Raw genomic sequence first — 21,515 nt, forward strand, 5'->3', positions numbered from 1 at the left:
GAGTTACTTGTGGCGAGGGAGCTTGCTCCCGTTCGGCTGCGAAGCAGTCGTAAACCTGGCGAAAGTGTCCTGTCAGAAAAAACACCGTTGCTGGGTTTGGGGCCGCTTCGCAGCCCAGCGGGAGCAAGCTCCCTCGCCACAAAATGAGTGCTGATGGGTTACTTGGGATAACCCGCGCGCTTCATCTCGCGCTCGGTGGTTTGCTGGGCCGCCGCCAGGGCCTGGTCGACCGTAGTCTGGCCGATCAGCGCCGCAGAGAAGGATTTACCGACCTGGGTACCAATGCCCTGGAACTCGGGAATGGTCACCAACTGGATGCCGATGTACGGCACAGGTCTGGCGCCCGGCTTGCTCGGGTCCGCGGCTTTGAGCGACTCCAGCGTGACCTTGGCGAACGGGGCGGCGCTCATGTACGCCTCGCTGTAGGTCGAGGCCCGGGTGCCCGGCGGCACGTTGGCGATGCCGTCTTTTTCCGCGACCAGTGCGCCGTATTCTTTGGACGTGGCCCAGGCGCTGAAGGTTTTCGCCGCGTCCTTGGCCTTGGAACTGGTCGGAATGGCCAGCGCCCAGGAGTACAACCAGGCCGAGCCCTTGTCAGTGACTTGATGCGGCGCATAGGTGAAGCCGACGTGATCGGTGACCTTGCTCTGGGACTTGTCGGTGACGAACGAGCCGGCGACGCTGGCATCGACCCAGATCGCGCATTTGCCGCTGTTGAACAGCGCCAGGTTTTCATTGAAACCGTTGCTCGACGCCCCCGGCGGGCCGGATTTCTTCATGGTGTCGACATAGAAGTTCAGCGCGTTTTTCCATTCGGGACCATTGAATTCCGGCTGCCACTTTTCATCGAACCAGCGCGCGCCATAGGCGTTGGCCACAGTGCTGATCAGCGCCATGTTCTCGCCCCAGCCGGCCTTGCCACGCAGGCAGATGCCGTACTGTTCCTGCTCGGGTTTGTTCAATTTGGCGGCGAATTCACCGATCTGCTCCCAGGTCGGGCGCTCGGGCATGGTCAGGCCGGCGTCCTTGAACAGATCGGTGCGGTAGTAGGTGATCGAGCTTTCGGCGTAAAACGGCAGGGCGTACAGCGAGCCTTTGACCGACAGGCCTTCGCGCACCGACGGGAACACGTCATCGAGGGCATAGCTGGCCGGCAAATCCTTCATCGGCTCCAGCCAGCCCTTGGCGCCCCAGAGTGCGGCTTCGTACATGCCAATGGTCAGCACATCGAACTGCCCGCCCTGGGTGGCGATGTCGGTGGTCAGGCGCTGGCGCAGGACGTTTTCTTCGAGGACCACCCAATTGAGCTTGATCTGCGGATGCTCGGCCTCGAAGGTTTTCGAGAGCTTTTGCATGCGGATCATGTCGCTGTTGTTGACGGTGGCGATGGTCAGGGTCTGTGCGCCAAGGCTGACGCTGCTGAGGGTCATGCAGGTGAGGGCAAGCAGAGCTTTTACCGAAGGTTGCATCGTGCACTCCTTTTCTGCACCCGGCGGGATACAGAAGGACAGTTATTGTTTTTGTGTCTTCCGAAGACAGGAAGAATGTGCACTGATTACAACCTTCAATACGGACGATGACAAAGCGTTGGCAGCACTTTGGCTGATACTATTTTGCACTGATGGAGTTTTGCTGAAATGCCAGCCCTTGCTTTGCGTTCCTCACACGGGCGCTCGTACCTGGATCGACTCAATCGACATGGTTCGTCCGCTGGTCAAGCTAAAGTGCACGAAAAATACTCCATCCGCACCGGCTTTGGCACCTTCAATCTGGTACAAGCTGTGCTGTTGGACGGACACCTCCTTGATCTCGCGGACACCAGCGGGATGCCTAGCAATCAATATTTCGTCGGCCAAAAGACCGCGAAGCCGGATCAGCACCCGGACATCAATCGACGGCGGCAGTTGTTGCCCAAAATCCCGCCGGGCATCCTTTGAAAACCAGCAGTACTTGTTGGCGATGTCATCCTGTTTTATTTCACCTTCGCCCGTCCAGCCCAGGGTTTCTCCCGGCGTGTCGAAGCGTGCGTTCTCGTCGATGTTTGTTGAGGCGGCGCAATCTTGTGAGGAATCAGGGCACATGGTCTGAGGTCTCGATGTGGATGGCTGGGTTGCTGCAAGCATGGATAACCCATCACGGCCAAACCACTGTCAAAACTACCAGTTCCGACCAGCGGCTATCCCTGGTTTTGCTCAGTCAACCGCTGCACCACCAACCGCCGGTAGTGCGACGGGGTCATGCCCTTGAGTTGCTGGAAGCGCCGGTTGAAGTTGGAAATATTGTTGAAGCCCGATTCGAAGCACACGTCAGTGACCGGCTTGTCGCCATCGGCGAGCAGTTCACAGGACTTGCTGATACGCAGGCGATTGACGAATTCAATGAAATTGCGTCCGGTGGCCTGCTTGAACACCCGGCTGAAATAAGTCGGTTTCATGCCCAGATGATCGGCGACTTCCTCCAGCGTCAAGTCCCGGGCGTAGTGGGCAAAAATGTAATCCACTGCGCGGTTGGTGCGATCGATGTTGTGCTCGTCGGCCAGTTGCGGGGTCGTGGCGCCAGAGAGCAATTGGTAATCGTCGGTGGCCGCAAGCAATTCCAACAGAATGAAAAAGTGCCCGAGCCGGGTCACACCGGTGGTGTCGGCAATGCGCTGCATCAGATCCATCGCCTTGCCAATGGTGTGCTTGCAGCGAAATTCGATGCCGTACTGCGCGCGTTCCAGCAACGGCGCCAGGGCCTTGAGTTCGCCGAATACCTGATAGCCGCTGTCGAACAACTCGTCGGTGAAGTTGACCAGCATGTCGCGCTTGGGCACCACTTCATCCTCGGCTACCTGGCTGATCCAGTTGTGGGGCAGGTTGGGGCCGGTGAGAAACAGTGTCTGAGGATAGAAGTTGCCGATGTAGTCGCCGATGAACACCTTGCCAGAACTGGCGACGATCAGGTGCAGTTCGTATTCCTTGTGGAAATGCCAGCGCACCAGGGGGCAGGGGAAACCATGCTGGCGGTAGATGATGGACAAGCCGTTGTGGTCGTCCATCAACTCATAGGAAGGATCGGTGACTCTGGCGGTGCGGGTCATGTCAGGGCGCTTATGTTGTTATCCCGCCCCGATCATGCCTCTTGCCGCAGGGCTAACGCTACTACCGCCGGTGCGTCTGTTCATGCAAGGTGCGCGCAAGGAGGGTGGGCTACTCCAGATTAAGGCGGTTCTTCGCCTCAATCCATTGCGCCATGTATTGAGTGCTCTTGTGCTGGTGATGACGCAGCATGCTGCCGGTAAAATTATCTCGTCTGATGTTGGCCAGATCCCGTTGGCAATCGACCAGTCGCTGGATCAGCGCCGGGCCATGAACGGATTTCTGGTAACGGCCGACAAGCAGGGTTTGCCCGTGGGCCTGGGCGTCCAGCCAGCGCGTCTTGTCGTTATGGAGTTGCACGGCATGATCGGCGAACTCGCGTGCCGAACGAGTCACTGCACCGGGCCATGCCTCTTCGCCATGCATCGCCTCGGCACCCACTGGCGTCGTCACATTCGGTGTGCCACAGAGCATCGCATCGACAATCTTGCCCTTGATTCCCGCGCCAAAACGCAGAGGCGCCATACATACCCGCGCCGACGACATGACTTGCAGGGCGTCTTCTGCCCAGTTCATCACATGAAAACCCTGGGCAGGGTTATGCAGGGCAGTTGCCTTGGGTGGTGTGTAGGCACCATAGATATGCAATTGAGCGCCGGGTATCTGCTCGCGAATCAGCGGCCAGATGGCGGTTTTCAACCAGAGCACGGCATCCCAATTGGGCGCATGGCGAAAGTTACCGATATGAAGAAAGTGTGCGCGGTCTTCAAACGGTACCGGCGCACGGGTCGGAACATCGACCATCAACGGGCACCAGTGCAACAGGTTGCGCGCAAACCTGAACTGCTCGACCAGCAATTCGATTTCCACTTCGGAAACCATCAGCGTCAAATCACAACGATAAAATGAGGCGATTTCGCGCTTCGCCATATCGGTATTGGCCATATGTTCGAATTCTTCGCGCGACGCCTGGGCGAACAGGTCGCTGAAGTCATTGTTGTCGTCACTGGCCTTCAAACGCTCCTTGAGACGTTGATGACGACCCTGCCGGAGGCTTTGCAGGTCGCAGCTTTCGAGCACACGCAAGGCATCGGGGCAATACTTCTCGACCCGCCAGCCGAACTGTTCCTCCATCATGAATTGATCGAACAGCACGATGTCCGGCGCCAGTTCACTGATGAAAGCGTCGAAACTGCTGTTGTTCAGCTCGATGGGGACTTCGCGAATACCCAACGCCGTCAGGTCTGCGCGTTGCTCGCCGAAGCCTGCCGGGCTGCTGAACGTGATGTCCCAGCCTTGTTCCAGGAGAACGTCGAGAATCTGCATGACATGCCCGCTGGCCGCCGAAGAGCGGGGCTCGGGCCAGACGTAACCAATGACCAGGACTTTGGTTGCGCAGGGCTCAATCATGTACGGGAATTCCTTGAAGCGAAGACAGGGCAGGGACGAAAAAGGCGCGCATTAAACCACAGCGCAGCGCAGTGTCACCCGAGAATGCTTTTGACCTTGTCGCGTAACTGATCAATGGAGAAGGGTTTGCCGATCAAGTGCATGCCTTGAGGCACGTCGATGTTTTCGGCATACCCGCTGGCAAACAGAATTGGAAGGGCTGGACGTAACGCGCGTGCTTGATTGGCCAGCTCGCGGCCGTCCATGACCGGCAGGCCAACATCAGTCATCATCAGGTCAATGTGTTGGTTCACATCCTTGAGGGTCTCCAGCGCCTGTTCGCTGCCATCGGCTTCCAGCACCTTGAATTCCAGTTCTTCCAGTACGTCGACGATCAGCATGCGCACGATGGCATCGTCTTCGACGACAAGGATGGTGGAGGCGTTGGCGGATGACATAGTCGAACTCTCGAAAAAGATTGGCTTTGCCGGTCGCTGGAAATCGTCGGCCTCTTGCATGAGTAAGTGGCGGATCCCGACAAGTTCCCAACGTTGTAAAAAAGAATTGCAGTGCAGGCCACGCAAGGATAACCCGTGGCTTGGAACGGGCGCAGCGCAATGTAGGACCTTGCGCGCAAACATGTCAGAAAATTGGATCAATGTGCCGGTTTTGGGGCAAACTCCTTGCATTCTGACAGTTCGACAAGGCCTGCCCCATGTCCTCCGCGTCCTCGGTTGATGAACAACGATTTCGTAAACTCCTGAGCCGCAACATCAGCCTGCCTTTGGGCCTGGGTCTCATCAGCGCCGTGTTCTTCGTGTCGCTGATCACCTATTTACTGTCGACGATCCAGTGGGTGGAGCACACCGACCGGGTGATCAATAACGCCAATGAAGCGGTCAAGCTGACCGTGGATCTGGAAACCGGGATGCGCGGTTTCCTGCTCAGTGGCGACGAACATTTCCTCGATCCCTTCGAAACCGCCAAGCCGCGCATCGCCGTGGCGCTCAACACCTTGCTCGAACTGACCGCCGACAACCCCCTGCAGACCGATCGCTTGTTGCGGTTGCAGGCCTTGCAGCAGGAGTGGAGCGACTATGCACAATCGATGATCGATTTGCAGCGCCGCAGCGGGGACTATCGCACTGTGGTCAAGGCCGGACGCGGTAAACGGCTGACCGATGAAATTCGCAAGCAGTTCGAGGAGGTGATCGACGCCGAGCAACAGTTGCGCGCATCGCGCAATGATGAAGTGCGACGTACCACCGTCGTGAGCATCAGTCTCTACCTGTTGTTCATTGCCGGGGTCAGCGGGTTGCTGGCGTATGTCGGGCGCCGCGATTTGTTGACGCTGACGCAGAACTACAGCGTCAACCTTGCCGCCCAGCAAGCTAGCGCCCGTCGTCTGGAGCAGCAGGCCTGGCTGCGCAACGGCCAGACCGAGCTGGCCGAGCAGGTGCTGGGGCAATTGAGCCTGAACATGCTGGGTCGCAACATCCTGCAATTTTGCGCGCAGTACCTGGGCACCGTCGTGGCGGCTATTTATGTGCGCGAAGACGACGGTGGCCTCAACCGCATCGCTACCTACGGCTTCTCTCGCGAACAGGAGGAGCGTGAACAGCAGATCCACAGCGACGAAGGCATTGTCGGCCAGGTGGCGCAGCAGGCACGGCTGGTTCGCCTGGACGATGTGCCGGGAGATTACTTCAAGGTCAGCTCCGGCCTCGGTGACGGTTTGCCGCGCAGTGTGCTGGTGGTGCCAACCAGCGACGACGAGCGGGTCAACGGCGTGATCGAGTTGGGCTTTCTGCGTCCACTGACGGACCGTGACGTTGAATTGCTTGAGCTGATAGCCGGCAACATTGGCACCTCGATCGAGGCGGCACGCTATCGCCAGCGTTTGCAGGAGGTGTTGGCCGAAACCCAGCAACTCAACGAAGAATTGCAGGTTCAGCAGGAAGAACTCAAGACCGCCAACGAAGAGCTCGAAGAGCAGTCGCGGATTCTCAAGGAGTCCCAGGCGCACCTGGAAACCCAGCAGGTGGAGCTGGAGCAGACCAACGAACAACTCGCCAAGCAGGCAGAAGCACTGGCCGAGCAACGCGACGCCATGGATCTGAAGAATACCGAGCTCAATCAGGTCCAGATTCAGCTCGAAGAGCGCGCAGTAGAATTGCAGCGTTCGAGCAAGTACAAGTCCGAATTCCTCGCCAATATGTCCCATGAGCTGCGCACGCCGCTGAACAGCTCGCTGATCCTGGCCAAGCTGCTGGCGGAAAACCAGGAGGAAAACCTCACTGACGAGCAAGTCAAATTCGCCGAGTCGATCTACTCCGCCGGCAATGACTTGCTCCACCTGATCAACGACATTCTGGATATTTCCAAAGTCGAGGCCGGCAAGCTGGAAATCCGTCCGGAGAACACCAGCGTGGTGCGTCTGGTGGATGGCCTGCGCGGCGTGTTCCAGCCGTTGGCCACGGACAAGCAACTGGATTTCCAGGTGGATATGCAGGACGGTGCGCCGCTGATGCTGTTCACCGACCGCCAGCGCCTGGAGCAGGTCCTCAAGAACCTGTTGTCCAACGCGGTGAAATTCACTGAAAGGGGCAGCGTCAGCCTGTCCGTCGACACTGCGCCGAACGACGGCATCGCGTTCAGCATCCGCGATTCCGGGATCGGAATTGCAACGGATCAGCACGAAAGCATTTTCGAAGCGTTCCGTCAGGCCGATGGCACCACCAACCGGCGTTACGGCGGCACCGGGCTGGGGTTGTCGATCTCCCGTGACCTGGCGGCCTTGCTCGGCGGCTCCATCAGCGTGAGCAGCACGCCGGGGCAGGGCAGTGTGTTTACCCTGGTCTTGCCACGGCAGTACGTGGAACCGGGCGAAGTGCCTGTTGAACCGATGCGAGCCGTTCCTGTGACAGCCACGTCGAGTGTATTGCCGCCCACGTTGTCGCCACTGGTGGCCGAAGTCGACATTCCGCGTTTCGACGACGATCGCAACAAGGGGCCGTTCACCAGCCGCTGCATTCTGGTGGTGGAGGATGAACCGAACTTTGCGCACATCCTCTACGACCTGGCCCATGAACTGGGTTATCAGTGCCTGGTGGCCCACGGCGCCGACGAAGGCTACGACCTGGCCAAGGCGTTCATCCCCGATGCGATCCTGCTCGACATGCGCCTGCCGGATCATTCCGGCCTGACCGTGCTGCAACGCCTGAAGGAACACGCCGAAACCCGGCACATCCCGGTGCATGTGATTTCGGTCGAGGACCGGGTCGAAGCGGCGATGCACATGGGCGCCATTGGCTATGCGGTCAAACCGACCACCCGCGAGGAACTCAAGGACGTCTTTGCACGCCTCGAGGCCAAGCTGACCCAGAAGGTCAAGCGCGTGCTGCTGGTCGAGGACGACGACTTGCAGCGCGACAGCATTGCCCGCCTGATCGGCGACGATGACATCGAGATCACTGCCGTTGGCCTGGCGCAGGAGGCGCTGGACCTGCTGCGCACGTCCGTCTTCGATTGCATGATCATCGATCTCAAACTGCCGGACATGCTCGGCAATGACCTGCTCAAGCGCATGTCCACCGAAGATATCTGCTCCTTTCCGCCCGTCATCGTCTATACCGGGCGCAACCTGACCCGGGATGAAGAGGCCGAACTGCGCAAGTATTCGCGGTCGATCATCATCAAGGGCGCACGCTCGCCGGAGCGCTTGCTGGATGAGGTGACGCTTTTTTTGCACAAAGTCGAATCACGGTTGTCCCATGAACGGCAGAAGATGCTCAAGGTCGCCCGCAGTCGGGACAAGGTCTTCGAGGGCCGCAAGGTGCTGCTGGTGGATGACGATGTGCGCAACATTTTCGCCCTCACCAGCGCGCTGGAGCAAAAGGGCGCAGTCGTGGTCATTGGCCGCAACGGCCGTGAAGCGATTGAACGATTGAATGAGGTGCAAGACATCGATCTGGTGTTGATGGACGTGATGATGCCGCAGATGGATGGCTTTGAAGCCACCGTTGAAATCCGCAAGGACCCGCGCTGGCGCAAGCTGCCGATCATCGCGGTGACGGCCAAGGCCATGAAGGACGATCAGGAGCGCTGCCTGCAGGCCGGCGCCAACGATTACCTGGCCAAGCCCATCGACCTCGATCGCCTGTTTTCGCTGATTCGTGTGTGGTTACCGAAGATGGAACGGATCTAGTGGAGCGCAATTTTTCAGTGGAGCGAAACAGCGAAATCGAATTGCGGTTGTTGATCGAGGCGATCTATCTCAAGTACAGCTACGATTTTCGCGATTACTCCGGCGCCTCGATCAGGCGCCGGGTCAACCATGCGTTGAGTCAGTTCGAGTGCAACACCATCTCGGCATTGCAGGATAAGGTCCTGCACGATCCCGCCGCGTTCATGCAACTGCTGCAATTGCTGACCATTCCGGTCAGCGAGATGTTTCGCGACCCCTCGCACTTCCTGGCCATCCGCAAGGAAGTGGTGCCGCTGCTGCGAACCTACCCTTCGATCAAGGTCTGGATCGCCGGATGCAGCACCGGTGAAGAGGTGTATTCGATGGCCATTGTGCTGCGCGAAGAGGGCCTGCTCGACCGTACCATCATCTACGCCACCGACATCAATCCGCGCTCACTGGAAAAAGCCAAGCAAGGGATTTTCTCGATGGAGAACGTCCGCGCCTACACTGCTAATTACCAGCAGGCCGGTGGCCAGAGCTCGTTTGCCGACTACTATACGGCGGCCTATGGGTACGCGATTTTCGACAAGACCCTGCGCGAGAACGTGACCTTCGCCGATCACAGTTTGGCAACGGACAGCGTATTTTCCGAAACTCAATTAATTTCATGTCGTAACGTATTGATTTATTTCAATAAAAAACTTCAGGATCGGGCATTCGGACTGTTTCATGAGTCCCTCTGCCATCGCGGTTTTCTGGTGCTGGGCAGTAAGGAAACCCCGGATTTCTCAGCCTTCGGCAATCAGTTCGAGCCGCTGGTCAAACAAGAACGGATCTATCGAAAATCATGAACAGTGCAACGAAATTGCCGGCTATCGAAGCGATCGTGATCGGTGCCTCCGCCGGTGGCGTCGAGGCGCTGTTGAGTATCCTCGGCCCGCTGCGCGAAGGCTTCGCACTGCCGATCATTGTTGTGCTGCACCTGCCGGACGAGCGCCGCAGCCAGCTGGCGGACGTGTTTTCCCGCCGGGTTGCCCTGCCGGTGCTGGAGGCGTGCGACAAGACCCCGGTCGAGGCCGGCACGCTGTATTTCGCGGCGCCCGGTTATCACCTGTCGGTGGAGCAGGACCGCAGCTTTTCCCTGAGCCTGGAGCCTCGTGTGCATCATTCGCGACCCGCTATCGATTACCTGTTCGAATCGGCCGCCGATGCGTACGGCGCCAATCTGGCTGCGATATTGCTCACCGGCGCCAACCGCGATGGCGCGCGTGGGCTGGCTCAGGTCAAGCTGCGCGGTGGCTTGACCATCGTGCAAGACCCGCAAGAGGCTCAGGTCGCCACCATGCCCCAGGCTGCGCTGGATATGCACCAGCCGGATCACATACTTCCTGTACGCGGCATCGGCCGTTTGCTTGTCGAGCTGGAACGAATCGCATGCTAAGTAATATTCAGGCCAAACTGCTGATCGTGGACGATCTGCCAGAGAATCTGCTGGCGCTTGAAGCGCTGATCAAGCGTGAGGACCGCATCGTCTACAAGGCGCTGTCCGCTGACGAAGCCTTATCCCTGCTGTTGCAACACGAATTCGCCTTGGCCATCCTCGATGTGCAGATGCCCGATATGAATGGCTTCGAGCTGGCCGAGTTGATGCGTGGCACGGAAAAAACCAGGAACATTCCGATCGTTTTCGTCAGCGCCGCCGGGCGTGAACTGAACTACGCGTTCAAGGGCTATGAAAGCGGTGCCGTGGACTTCCTGCACAAACCGCTGGACATCCAGGCGGTCAAGAGCAAGGTCAATGTGTTCGTCGACCTGTATCGCCAAAGCAAGGCGATGAAGGAACAAGTGCTGGCCCTTGAGCAAAGTCGCCGTGAACAGGAGACCCTGCTCAAGCAGCTGCAAAACACCCAGCTGGAACTGGAACAGGCGGTGCGCATGCGCGATGACTTCATGTCCATCGTCGCCCACGAAGTGCGCACGCCGCTCAATGGTCTGATCCTTGAAACCCAGTTGCGCAAGATGCACCTGGCTCGGGACAACGCCGCCGCCTTCACCCTGGACAAGATGCATGCCATGGTCGACCGCGACGAGCGGCAGATCAAAAGCCTCATTCGCTTGATTGAAGACATGCTCGATGTCTCGCGCATTCGCACCGGAAATTTGTCGATCCGGCCAACGCGCATCGATCTTTCGACGCTGGTTCGCCACCTGTTACATAACTTTTCCCAGCAGATCGACGCCGCCGAGGCGTCGGTCACCCTTGATGCCGCGCAACCGGTGATCGGAAACTGGGACGAATTTCGTATTGAACAGGTCATATCCAACCTGTTGACCAACGCCTTGCGCTACGGGGCCAAGAGCCCGATCTCGGTGAAGGTCTACAGTGAAGGTGGCCAGGCGCTGGTGGACGTGCAGGATCAAGGGATCGGCATCAGCGAAGAAAACCAGAAACGGATTTTCCAGCAGTTCGAGCGGGTATCGGCCAAGCATGCCGTCGCCGGGCTGGGCCTGGGATTGTTTATTTCAGAACAGATTGTCACCGCCCATGGCGGTACTATTACCGTCCAGAGCAGGATTGGCGAAGGCGCCTTGTTTCGCGTTTGTCTGCCGCTGTAGGAAAACAGCCAGATAAACGCAACCTCTGATCGACCCCACGGTCGTATCAGCAGCAATTGACCGAACAAAGGCTTCCCATGAGCGAAGATGCACAAGATGTAGTACTCGTCGTCGAGGACGATCCCTCGATTCTGATGGTGCTGTCCGCTTATCTGTCGGGCGAGGGTTACCGCGTGTTGCAGGCCGAAAACGGCGAACAGGCTTTTGAAATCCTGGCGAGCAAACCGCACCTGGACATGATGATCACCGACTTCCGCCTGCCCGGTGGAATCTCCGGCGTGCAGATCGCCGAGCCCGCCGTGAAGCTGCGACCGGAACTCAAGGTGATTTTCATCAGCGGCTATGCCCAGGAAATCCGTGAGACCGACAGCCCGATCACGCGCAAGGCGCCGATCCTGGACAAACCGTTCGATCTGGATAAATTGCAGGAATTGATGCAGGACATGCTTTCGTAAGTGTTCAGGCGCTGATCATCTCCCTGACCTTCGCCGTCAACAGATCAAAGGTAAACGGCTTGGTGATCAACTGCATGCCCGGATCGAGGAACCCGCCGCGCACCGCGGCGTGCTCGGCGTAGCCGGTGATGAACAGCACCCTGAGATCGGGCCGCAGTTGCCGGCCGATTTCCGCCAGTTGCCGGCCATTCATGCCGGGCAGGCCGACATCGCTGATCAGCAGGTCGATGCGCTGAGGCGAATCGAGTATCGGCACGGCGCTATCACCATCACAGGCCTCGACGAAGGCATAACCCAGATCGCTCAACACCGTACTGACCAGGACCCGCACCGCCGGATCGTCCTCGACAATCAACACCGTCTCGCCATTATTGGCGATGGGCGAATGTTCGACGTCCAGTGGATGGTCCCGGGGCAGGTCACCGCCAAAGCGCGGCAGAAACAGACTCACCGTGGTGCCTTTGCCCACTTCGCTGTGGATGGCGACGTGGCCACCCGACTGTTTGCTGAAACCGTAGATCATCGATAGCCCGAGGCCGGTGCCTTGGCCGATGGGCTTGGTGGTGAAGAACGGGTCGAAGGCGCGGTTGATGGTGCTTTGTGGCATGCCACAGCCGGTGTCGGTCACGCTGAGCACCACGTAGTCACCCGCATCGAGATTGCTCTGGCCTTGGGTGAAGTCCTCATCAAAGTGCTGGTTCGAGGTAGAGACCACCAGTCTGCCTCCATTGGGCATGGCATCGCGGGCATTGATCACCAGGTTGAGCAGGGCGCTTTCCAGTTGATTGGGGTCGGCTTCGGCCACCCACAGTTGCTCGTCCAGTTGCATGTCCAGACGAATGCTTTCGTTGATGCTGCGCTGCAGCAGTTCATCCATGGAGATCACGAGGGCGTTCATCTCCACGGGTTTGGAGTCCAGCGACTGGCGGCGGGAAAACGCCAGCAGGCGGTGAGTCAGGCCCGCCGCGCGGTTGGCCGAAGTCACCCCCAGATTTATCAGGCTGTCCAGGTCTTCGGTTCGCCCCCGGGCCAGGCGTCGACGCAACAATTCCAGGCTGCCGATGATGCCGGTGAGCATGTTGTTGAAATCATGGGCGATGCCGCCGGTGAGCTGGCCGACGGCTTCCATTTTCTGCAACTGGCGCAACGCTTCTTCGTTGTGGCGCAATTGCGCGGTGCGCTCTTCCACCTGCTGCTCAAGGGTCTCGAGAGTGTTTTGCAGGCGCAACTCGCTCTGGCTCAGGTCGATCAGCCGATCCCTGGCTTCGTACTGTCGTCGACGCCCGCGCAAGGCGGTGGTGACCAGGCTGATCAGTGTGACCGGGTGAAAAGGCCGTTCGAGGAAGGTGACGTTGCCCAATTGCGCGCCGAAGCGTGATGCCGGGTTCTGTTGCGGGCCACGATGGTGTGTCATCAACACGATCGGCAGGTCCGACCACGCGGGCTGCTGTTCAATCAGCCGGACCAGCGGTTCGAGATCAGCACCCAGCAGCGCCTCGTAAGAGATCAGCAGCAGGCCGGCACCCTGTTCCAGCTCGACGCACAATCCCGGCAGGTCGCGACTGATCACCCCGTGGAGCCCTGCCTTTTTGAGCATCATCAAGGTCATCTGGCCGTCGCGTGCCCGCGGTGCAAGGATGATGGCGCGTTCGGGTGTCGCTTGCACGGCCTTCACGGGATATTGTCCAGCTGCCATCCAAGGGACAATCCGTCGTCGAGGATAGCGTCCAGACCTTCGATACCGGTGGCGGCCTTGGCTCGGTTCAAATCGTTGGATAGAGACAAGCAAGCGTCCTCACATGGCCAGGGTCAACGAGGCAGCCGCTGCGAAGTGCCGCAACGGGCTGCCTTTTCACTTGACCCTGGGCCGGGACGACGGTTCAACGAAATTTCAGGCGGGGTCAAAGCCCTTGTTGCAACGACGGATCATCGGGGTTCATCTGTTCGAGTTGGGCCAACAGGATCTGCACGTTTTGCAACTGCCCGCTTTCTTTCCAGTAATTGATCAACAGCACCCGAGCCTTGCGATCGTTCGGATGGCGCTGAACGATTTCCTGCAACTGATTCTGTGCCGCTTCGAGCTCTTGCTCACCGTGCAACGTGGTGGCCAGGTCGTAGCGGTAATCCCGGTTATTGGGCTCAAGTTCAACGGCCTTGGACAGGCCGAGCAGGGCGAATTCACTTTGCTCGTGATGCAGCAGCCAGAGCCCCAAAGCGTGTTGCAAGTAGGCTGAGTTGGGCTGTGCCTGCAGTTGCCTGGCCAATAGTTGCCGGGCGGTGTCGTTTTGGCCCTGTTTATCCAGCACCTCGATTTGCAGCACCAGCGCCGGCAGGTTGTCCGGCGCCAGGCGCAGGGTGTTGTCCAGCGCCTGTTGCGCTTCCTTTAGCTCGGCATTGTGCAGGTGCAGCCGGGCCAGTTGGTATTGATTTTCGGCGCTTTGCGGCGCGCTCTTGAGCACTTGCTCCCAGGCATCGATGGCTTGCTCGAGTGGCCCGAAATACAAACCCAGGTCATCCGGTGACAACCCCAGCAGCGCATTGATGGCCGCCAACCGCACGCTTTGTTCGCTGTCATCGAGCAATGGCCCCAGCAGCAGACTGCGCTGGCCATTCGGCACCAGGCCGCTGATGCTCCTGATCGCTGCGATACGCACTTCGGGCGACTCGTTCTGCAAGTCGGCATCCGCCAGTTTCAGGGCCACCGAACTTGGGTAGTTGGGCAGTTCGGCATGCAACCAGACACGACGCTTGGGGGACAGGTCCGGACGGGCCAGTTGCTGATAGAGCACCCGCGCGGCACCTGGTTTGCCGGCCCGGGCTGCCGCCAGCGCTTCGCTGTAGCCATGCTGGATGGCTTCGGGAACCACCGGGGTGGTACCGCGCAGGGAAAACCACGCAAGACCGATGACGAGCAGGGCGAAGAGGCTGATAAACAGATAGCGGCGGGACTTGGGCATGCAGGAATCCGGAAGCTGGCAAGCTTTTGCAAAGACGCCAGCTTCGGTCAGGCCAGGCTTTGAGTCAAACCTTGAGTCGGGGCAGGGTGCCCTCGATTGATTATTCGGCAGCGTAACGCAATAGGCGTTTTTTAAAAGAAGTCCGGGAGGCAGCTATTTAAGCTGGACGGAAATAGTCCTGCCCCAACGGAAAAAATTCGATGCTGCCTTCCAGTAATGCCACGTCTGTCTCGGGTTCGCCGAGGTTGCATTTCCTGTTTAACGACCAGCAGCCGCAAAACCGACTCTCTCAGGAGTATTCAGGCGCGAGTAATGGATCGCAGACACTGAACATCAACATCGAGCCCCAGGCAAATGCTCCAGGGTTGAATGCCGACTTGGCAGCGCCAGTGTTGGCATGCCCGGCATTTATTGAGTCCTATGGGGATTTTGCCGATCAGGCGCACCTTGATCGCGAATGGTCAGCGCTCAAGGACTATTTGAGAACTACAAGCCTTTGCGAGCAGGATGTGCTGGAAGTACTGAGCAGTGGCATCCTGCAAACAGAGACAGGTAAGGCGCTTGCCGGGTTATTGGCTGACGCGATAGTGCGCTCGATAAGTCCGGTTGGGGAGCTGACACACACGCGACTGCGAGAAATCGTAAACGTGATTTGTCATTTGCCACCCGCTCTATGGCAATCCGCATTCGGGGAAAACACAAGATTTATCAGTGGACCCAGTACAGAGGGCGTTGCAGGGGTTATCCAGAAACAGCTGGACCATTCAAGTAAGCACCGGGATGAACGGATTGCAAACGGCGGCCTGGTGGAGGATAGCCAATGGGAAGCCATCAAGCAGATTGCCAAACGGGCGCGTTCCGATATCCGTGCAAGCGGTAGCACGCTTGACGGCAAGCTGATGATGCTCGAAGACATGCGTATCGTACGCCCCACCCCTGAAGAAGCACGCCAGGCACTGTCCGAATTCATAGAGGAACTCAAGAACCCTACGGACGACGTGCGCAAGCGTTGGCACCCAAAGTTTCCAGAGAGAGTCGAATCCGTCCTTGCTCAAATAAGGCCTGCTGAAGTGCCCCCACAGGCCTGGTTGGAGTGGCTCGCCGGCCCCTGCTTGCTGGAAAGTTTTTCCCAAGGGGCGGGCGCATTCCTGGTCATGATGATTAGCTCAAAAGGAGAGACGGAGCGACCGTCGGCCGAGCGTGGCCCAACATTGCTGTCGCACTTGCAGACCATCGAGCGTAACGCCGATTTTTTCTCGAACATCACCCTTGACGGCCCACGAATCCCCAAAGGTATTGCCGGGAAGTTTTTATACGCCTGCAACGTGCTCGATGCCTTCGGGGCGTTGAAGTTGGACCACAGTCATATTTCGACATCTGGCCCCAGCCCCAGTCCCAGCTCTCGTCCTAATCCCGAACCGAACCAGCCAGCCTGGAAAAATGGCGCGAGCGAGCTTCCGGCGCAGCCATTCATTCCATTGCCGGAGCAACAGCAAGAGCTCCCAGCGTCACTGAGTCAGTTCGCAGCGCAACTCGATGACGTTGTTCACCAGATCGTCGGGAAAATGATGCCGTGGGACAGTGCTAATGCCACTGTAATAGTGGAAATGGAGGACTTGTTGGCGCCCACGCAGGTGAATCAGCTAACAACCGCTCCGTTAGAGGGCGGGCCGCCCGGTTCCCTCGGCAACAGGCTGCCCTCAATGGAGGATTTCAAAGAACATTTGCAAAACTGGCTTGGCCGAATGAGCGGTACCCTGGTCAGTACCGGCGTCGCAGTCATGAGCCGTACTGGTGAATTGATCGAGCGCAATCCGGGGCGTTCTGTCGCCGCATTCAGTCTGTACGTGGCGCTGACCAATCTTTACGCCCAGTGGTTTTTGCCTGAACCAGAAGCGGTCGAGCCCGAGCATTCTGATGTGACCATAATCGAGCAAGACCCCACCGATATTCTCAATGATGTCGAGGAGTTGTTTGACGACGAACCTGATTTTGCCGAGGCTGTTGCGCAGCTTGTCAACCAGTCCGAATACCTTGACCCAAGCGACGATCCTCAACTTTCTGAAGATATCGAGGCGCTTTTGCAGCAACCCTTTCCGGGCATCCCAGGTGCAACCTATCTGAGTTACCTGGAGGCGATTGCGGCACAAGAGGCGCAGGAGGCAGCCGATGAATCGGCTGAAGAAAGCGACGTCGCGACTGAAGCACCGATTGACGTTTTGCTTGGCTCGTTCCCGGATAATGTGGCCATGTCGGGGGCTCGCGTGAAACGAAGCCTGGAGTCAGGCAGTGTCGATAAGAAAATAGTCAGAGCGGTGATTGAATATGGCGCAATCGAGGTCAGCGCCAGTGTTGCCATGCACTCAAAGGAGGAAATCGCGCCCGGTTTTACCCTTGAACAGACCGTGGAAAAGATTTACGCCACGTTTGAAGCCGCCGCTGAAATGGCTGACCCTGTCACATACATAAAAAATGCCGCTTCAGCCCTGTTTTCCGAAGCCGGCACTGCGTCGGATATAAAGGCTGGAATCAATCCGGATACGGTTGTTGATGTGAAGTATCAGGGGGCTAATCTGCGCACAGTACTGGGGGTACCTGAAACCAATAATTTCACGTTGACCGATCTGTGTATCAAGGCACATCGCAAAGGTGTTCCGCTCCTGGAACTGCCATCGATCATTTGGCCGGATGGCATGTCCGAGCAACTGAAAACTGCCATAGAAAACGCGGACTTTCAGGAAAGCTACCGAACATTCATCTCATCGACGTTAAATCGCCCGGATGTCGCTGAACTCTGGAAACTGACGAAGGAACAGGAAATCGAGAGTGTTGTTAAACAGCATCTGAGCACCGGCAACTGCTCTGCTGGCGCGGCTAAAATCGCCAATGACTTTCTCAGTGGTAATGTTCGTCCGAGCCTGGCGATTGCCAATTCCAGGCGTGGTTTTTATGCAGCCGTCCCGATTTCCAACGCAGTTTATCTCGCCGGAGGCCCTCACAAGGCTTTGTTGGTATTGCTGGGTGGGGAAGGCAAAGTTGTCGAGTTGTCCTATGATTCGGCGCCGAAATACACCCCCGAAGCGTTAGCAACACTGAAAGAAGACATCTGGCAACGCATCGCCCTTAAGTACAACCATGATCGTGTCGACGACGATTATGTTTCAGTCCCGTCAGCTAAAGCATCGCAACCGGGGTACGAACCCTTTATTACGACAGAGACGCCGCCCGAGGCGGTCATGGATCGGCTTCACCTCATACAGGTGGAAAAGGTCCTTCTTGATATCGATGCGTTGGTAGCCACGAGCGGGGAGCTTTTGACGGATACCGTGTTGACCATTTCGGGTCACTTGCTTCAAGCCATCTCCATCGGAGTCGGTTTGATACCCATGGTTGGAACCGCTGTATCAGCCGCCGCTTGTGCAGCTGCCGCGTTATTGTTGGGCATTGCGTCTTCGGGGATGGATGCGTTGCGCGCGATCGTCGCGGATGATCCGGCGATTGCGGAGGAACACAGGACAAACGCGCTGTTCGGTGCGGTATCCGAATTCGCCGGCCCCTTGGCGGGGAAGATAGTGGGTAAGTCACTGTCCAGGCTCAGCCGCCTGAGCATTGCTCGAAGCGTCCTTCAACGATTCAGCGCAAAAGGCTTGTCTAAAACTATCGTCAAGCAATCCAAGGGAATTCCGAAATGGCTTCCGCCAAAGTTCAAGGACTATTCAAATACGCTGCGTAGCATGCAACTCAAGTTTAAAAACGCACAAGTCATCAATAGGCTGAATCATTTGGGTGATGGACCGCATATCGCTCAAAAACTGATGAATAAAGCGCGGCATGTCTATTTTTCGGGTGCCAAAGATGGCTATGTCTATAAAGGATTTGTCATGCGGGGTGATATGCGACCGCCCCAGGAGGTTTTTAAAAATGGCTTCAAATTGCGCACGCCTATTACCGATGTCAAACAGGTCAATGGCATGAAAGGCGGTTTTGGGGGTGGCAAAGACGCGCTGGACATGGACGGCATGGGCATTTCAACGTCTGCTTACTATAAGGACAGTGGCGCAGGCGCTTTTCATTATGGCGGCGGTAGAGGGGGTTACACATACGTAATCGATGGCAGGAAGCTCAAGGGCTACGACCTGTATAAAAATCATAATTTTGGTAGCGCCAATCCATCCAAACTTGGCTTCAAGCCGCTGGAAATCAACTACGGCAAGGACATCCCGGCTGGCAGGATACTGGGAGCGTACGACAGCAAAGGTGTTTTCTTCCCAAACCCCAAGGCACTGGAAAACAGTGTCAAGCAAAGTATCGGTGATCTGGATCTCAGCAAGGGTCGATTGCTCAAGCATTTACCGAAGGGTAACTCGACCTCATTACCCCATAAGCCAAAGTAACTCAAGACACTGATAAACGAAGCTGATGAGAGATTTCGCCGAAGCCGAAACCTCTCGTTGCCCCCAAGCAGTGACTACGCTTGCAGGAGATGTTTTCAAGAGCCTTCCCATGCAAGCGTTGTTGCAGTACTTCAAGGCCATGCTCAACCCCGGGTCCGGGGTGTTGCTGTTCGCCTTGCGAACCATGGCGGCCGGGTTGTTGACCTTGTACCTGGCGTTTTTGTTCGATCTGGACCAGCCCAAGTGGTCGATCATGGCCGTGGTCATCATCAGCCAGCCACTGGGCGGCATGGTGCTGGCGCGCAGCTTTGGCCAGGTGATCGGCACCACGACGGGCGCGGCCGTGGCGGTGCTGATCATGGCGATCTTTCCCCAGGCGCCGCTGCCGTTCATCACCACCCTGGCGTTGTGGCTGGCGTTGTGCACCGCTGGTGGCACCTTGTTGCGCTATACCAGTTCCGGGGCGTTTGTCCTCAGCGGCTACACCGCCGTGGTGGTGGCCTTGCTGGCGGTGCCGGACCAGGACGGCATGTTTTTGCTGGCGGTGACCCGCGTCACCGAGACGCTGCTGGCGGTTGCCTGTGTGTGCGTGGTCAGCCTGCTTACCGCCAGGCCCGAAGCCGTGGCCCGGGATTACTTCGCCAGGATCGATCAAATCACCCGGTTGCTGGCCACCCATGCCAGCGCCGTCATCCGCACCGAAGAGAGCGAAGCCGATTTCCAGCAGCGGCAAATGCAACTGCTGGGGCAGATCAGCGGCCTGGAGGGCGTGCGCCGACACATGTACTTCGATGCGCCACGGTTACGCAGTGCCAACGGTCTGGTGCAACTGCTGGGCAACCAATTGGTGTTATTGACCGCACGGCTGACCGCCTTGCGCCACCAGCGGCTGCTGTTGACCGAGCGCTGGGAGGGCGAGTTGCCTGAAGAAATTCAACGGCTGCGTGCCGAAGAACTGGCCTTTCTCGATGAACTGGCGCGGGAGGGGCGTTCGCTGTCCAGTGACAAGCGCCACTATTTCACTTCGCTGCAACATCGCTTTGATGAGCTGGCCTACAGGGCCGAACAATTGACTGAGCCACTGCCAGCCACCTTGCGTTCGCTGGCCTGGTCGCTGCGCTGGGAGCAGGCGCGCCTGCTGCAGCAACTGGAGCAGATTCTGGAATTGAGCGATGCCATCCAGAGCGGGCGCCCAGCCAGCAGCGTGTTTCGCGGGCGGGAAAACCCGCTGCACCTGGACTTCACCCTGGCGACCATGAATGCCGTCCGGGCCTTTTCCGCGCTGTTGATCGCAGGCCTGATCTGGATCGAAACCGGTTGGGACGGTGCGCGAGGCGGGATGGTGCTGGTGGGCATCCTTTGCTCGCTGATGTCGACGTTTCCACGGCCGCTGCTGGCCGTTCAAAGCTACGCGAGGGGATTCGGGCTGGCACTGGTGGCCTCGGCGCTCCTCCAGTTCATGTTTGTGCCGATGATCAGCAATTTCGAGATGCTTGCCTTGCTGCTGGCGCCCTTGCTCTACGCGGTTGCGGTGGGGCTGGCCAGTCCACCCACAACAGGTACCGGGATTGGTCTGGGGCTCACGACCTTTCTGTTGCTCGGCCCGTTGAACGTGGGGATTGGGCAAAACACCGCCATCCAGTGGTTCGAGTTTGCTGGTGCCTATACCTGCGCGACCGTGCTGGCATTGAGTGTCTACGCGCTGATCTTTCCGTTCATGCCTGATTTGCGCATGCGCCGGCTCCATAAAGAGAACTGCGAGCAGGTGTACGCCTTGCTGAAAACCCCGGCGACCGATGAGCAGCAGTTTGCCTTCGAGAGCCGCATGGTAGATCGCCTGACCATGATGCTGGGGTTGCTGCCGGCGACCCGGGAGCCACAATCACGTGAGCGGTTCCAGGTCAGCCTGGGCTGCATGGCACTGGGTACTGCCTTGAATCAGCTCAGGCAGCAGGGGCAGAACAACACGCTACTGAGTCCGGATCTGCAACGTCGCCTGTTTTCGACAGTCCGGGAAACGGGAAGGCTGGTCGCCGGTCGCCCCGGGGTCGAAGTGGCGCAGGTGCTTGATAGCCTCCACGCCTTGGGCGACGACCTGGATGCCCTGCATACCGATGTTCATGAGCGCTTGTGGTCGGTGTTCCGGATGCGTGTGGCGCTGTTGATCGTGGTGTCGTTCGTGGAACGCTATCGTGGCTACTTTCAACCCTCAGGCCTTGAAGGAGACCCTGTCCTTGCCCATTGATCTGGAAGTGGGGGGTGCCTATCTGCCCCCGATTGCTCAGGCGCTGCTGCTGGGCTTGCCGATTTTTCTGTTGCTGGACTGGACGTTGCGGCGCCTCGGTGTGCTGCAGTTTGTCTGGCACGAGGCATTGTTCGAAGGCGCGTTGTACGCCTGCGTCTGCGCCACGTTGATTCTGGTCATGGGAGCCTGA

Annotated in this window: 15 protein-coding genes; 8 read left to right on the forward strand and 7 right to left on the reverse strand. The window is 58.1% G+C overall.

Annotation, left to right across the window (positions count from 1 at the left end; genetic code table 11):
* Positions 1-158: 158 nt before the first annotated feature.
* From AC3ITY_RS15635 to AC3ITY_RS15655, 5 genes are all read right to left on the reverse strand, one after another.
* Entirely contained in the window at positions 159-1,469 is a 1,311-nt protein-coding gene (locus AC3ITY_RS15635; RefSeq protein ID WP_477783891.1) for an ABC transporter substrate-binding protein, read from the reverse strand.
* Positions 1,470-1,661: 192 nt separating this feature from the next.
* Positions 1,662-2,123: a hypothetical protein gene (locus tag AC3ITY_RS15640; protein WP_477783892.1), complete on the reverse strand. Its 462-nt coding sequence runs from the start codon at positions 2,121-2,123 to the stop codon at positions 1,662-1,664.
* Positions 2,124-2,176: 53 nt separating this feature from the next.
* Complete coding sequence (locus AC3ITY_RS15645; RefSeq protein ID WP_489310507.1) at positions 2,177-3,082, reverse strand: AraC family transcriptional regulator; 906 nt, start codon at positions 3,080-3,082, stop codon at positions 2,177-2,179.
* 109 nt (positions 3,083-3,191) lie between these two features.
* Positions 3,192-4,490 carry a glycosyltransferase gene (locus AC3ITY_RS15650; RefSeq protein ID WP_489310509.1) on the reverse strand — a complete coding sequence of 433 codons (1,299 nt, stop codon included), beginning with the start codon at positions 4,488-4,490 and terminating at the stop codon, positions 3,192-3,194.
* A gap of 74 nt (positions 4,491-4,564) precedes the next feature.
* Positions 4,565-4,927: a response regulator gene (locus tag AC3ITY_RS15655; RefSeq protein ID WP_489310511.1), complete on the reverse strand. Its 363-nt coding sequence runs from the start codon at positions 4,925-4,927 to the stop codon at positions 4,565-4,567.
* A 257-nt stretch (positions 4,928-5,184) separates the two neighbouring features.
* Here AC3ITY_RS15655 and AC3ITY_RS15660 point away from each other — a divergent pair, with 257 nt between their 5' ends.
* The 5 genes from AC3ITY_RS15660 (at position 5,185) to AC3ITY_RS15680 (ending at position 11,729) form a co-directional block, all read left to right on the forward strand.
* On the forward strand, positions 5,185-8,676 hold the full coding sequence (locus tag AC3ITY_RS15660; RefSeq protein ID WP_489310513.1) for a response regulator: 3,492 nt from the start codon (positions 5,185-5,187) through the stop codon (positions 8,674-8,676).
* The gene (locus AC3ITY_RS15665) at positions 8,676-9,509 is read left to right on the forward strand and encodes a CheR family methyltransferase (RefSeq protein ID WP_489310515.1); all 834 of its coding nucleotides are present in this window, start codon (positions 8,676-8,678) and stop codon (positions 9,507-9,509) included. Before AC3ITY_RS15660 ends, AC3ITY_RS15665 begins: the two co-directional genes overlap by 1 nt.
* The gene (locus AC3ITY_RS15670; protein WP_489310517.1) at positions 9,506-10,099 is read left to right on the forward strand and encodes a chemotaxis protein CheB; all 594 of its coding nucleotides are present in this window, start codon (positions 9,506-9,508) and stop codon (positions 10,097-10,099) included. The genes AC3ITY_RS15665 and AC3ITY_RS15670 overlap by 4 nt, the downstream gene beginning before the upstream one ends.
* On the forward strand, positions 10,093-11,274 hold the full coding sequence (locus tag AC3ITY_RS15675) for a hybrid sensor histidine kinase/response regulator (protein WP_489310519.1): 1,182 nt from the start codon (positions 10,093-10,095) through the stop codon (positions 11,272-11,274). Before AC3ITY_RS15670 ends, AC3ITY_RS15675 begins: the two co-directional genes overlap by 7 nt.
* Positions 11,275-11,351: 77 nt before the next feature.
* Positions 11,352-11,729, forward strand: a complete 378-nt coding sequence (locus AC3ITY_RS15680; protein WP_007970583.1) for a response regulator — start codon at positions 11,352-11,354, stop codon at positions 11,727-11,729.
* A 4-nt stretch (positions 11,730-11,733) separates the two neighbouring features.
* On the opposite strand, the gene AC3ITY_RS15685 is transcribed toward AC3ITY_RS15680, so the two are convergent.
* Both AC3ITY_RS15685 and AC3ITY_RS15690 read right to left on the reverse strand, forming a co-directional pair.
* Entirely contained in the window at positions 11,734-13,404 is a 1,671-nt protein-coding gene (locus tag AC3ITY_RS15685) for an ATP-binding protein (protein WP_489310522.1), read from the reverse strand.
* 226 nt (positions 13,405-13,630) lie between these two features.
* A complete protein-coding gene (locus AC3ITY_RS15690) occupies positions 13,631-14,686 on the reverse strand; it encodes a tetratricopeptide repeat protein (RefSeq protein WP_489310524.1) in 1,056 nt (351 codons plus the stop codon).
* Between the two features lie 200 nt (positions 14,687-14,886).
* On the opposite strand from AC3ITY_RS15690, the gene AC3ITY_RS15695 reads away from it, so the two are divergent.
* From AC3ITY_RS15695 to AC3ITY_RS15705, 3 genes are all read left to right on the forward strand, one after another.
* A complete protein-coding gene (locus AC3ITY_RS15695) occupies positions 14,887-19,080 on the forward strand; it encodes a hypothetical protein (protein WP_489310526.1) in 4,194 nt (1,397 codons plus the stop codon).
* Between the two features lie 109 nt (positions 19,081-19,189).
* Positions 19,190-21,325, forward strand: a complete 2,136-nt coding sequence (locus tag AC3ITY_RS15700) for an FUSC family protein (RefSeq protein WP_489310528.1) — start codon at positions 19,190-19,192, stop codon at positions 21,323-21,325.
* Entirely contained in the window at positions 21,315-21,515 is a 201-nt protein-coding gene (locus AC3ITY_RS15705) for a DUF1656 domain-containing protein (protein WP_032829912.1), read from the forward strand. The genes AC3ITY_RS15700 and AC3ITY_RS15705 overlap by 11 nt, the downstream gene beginning before the upstream one ends.

The sequence above is a fragment of the Pseudomonas sp. GL_091 genome (assembly GCF_057837725.1).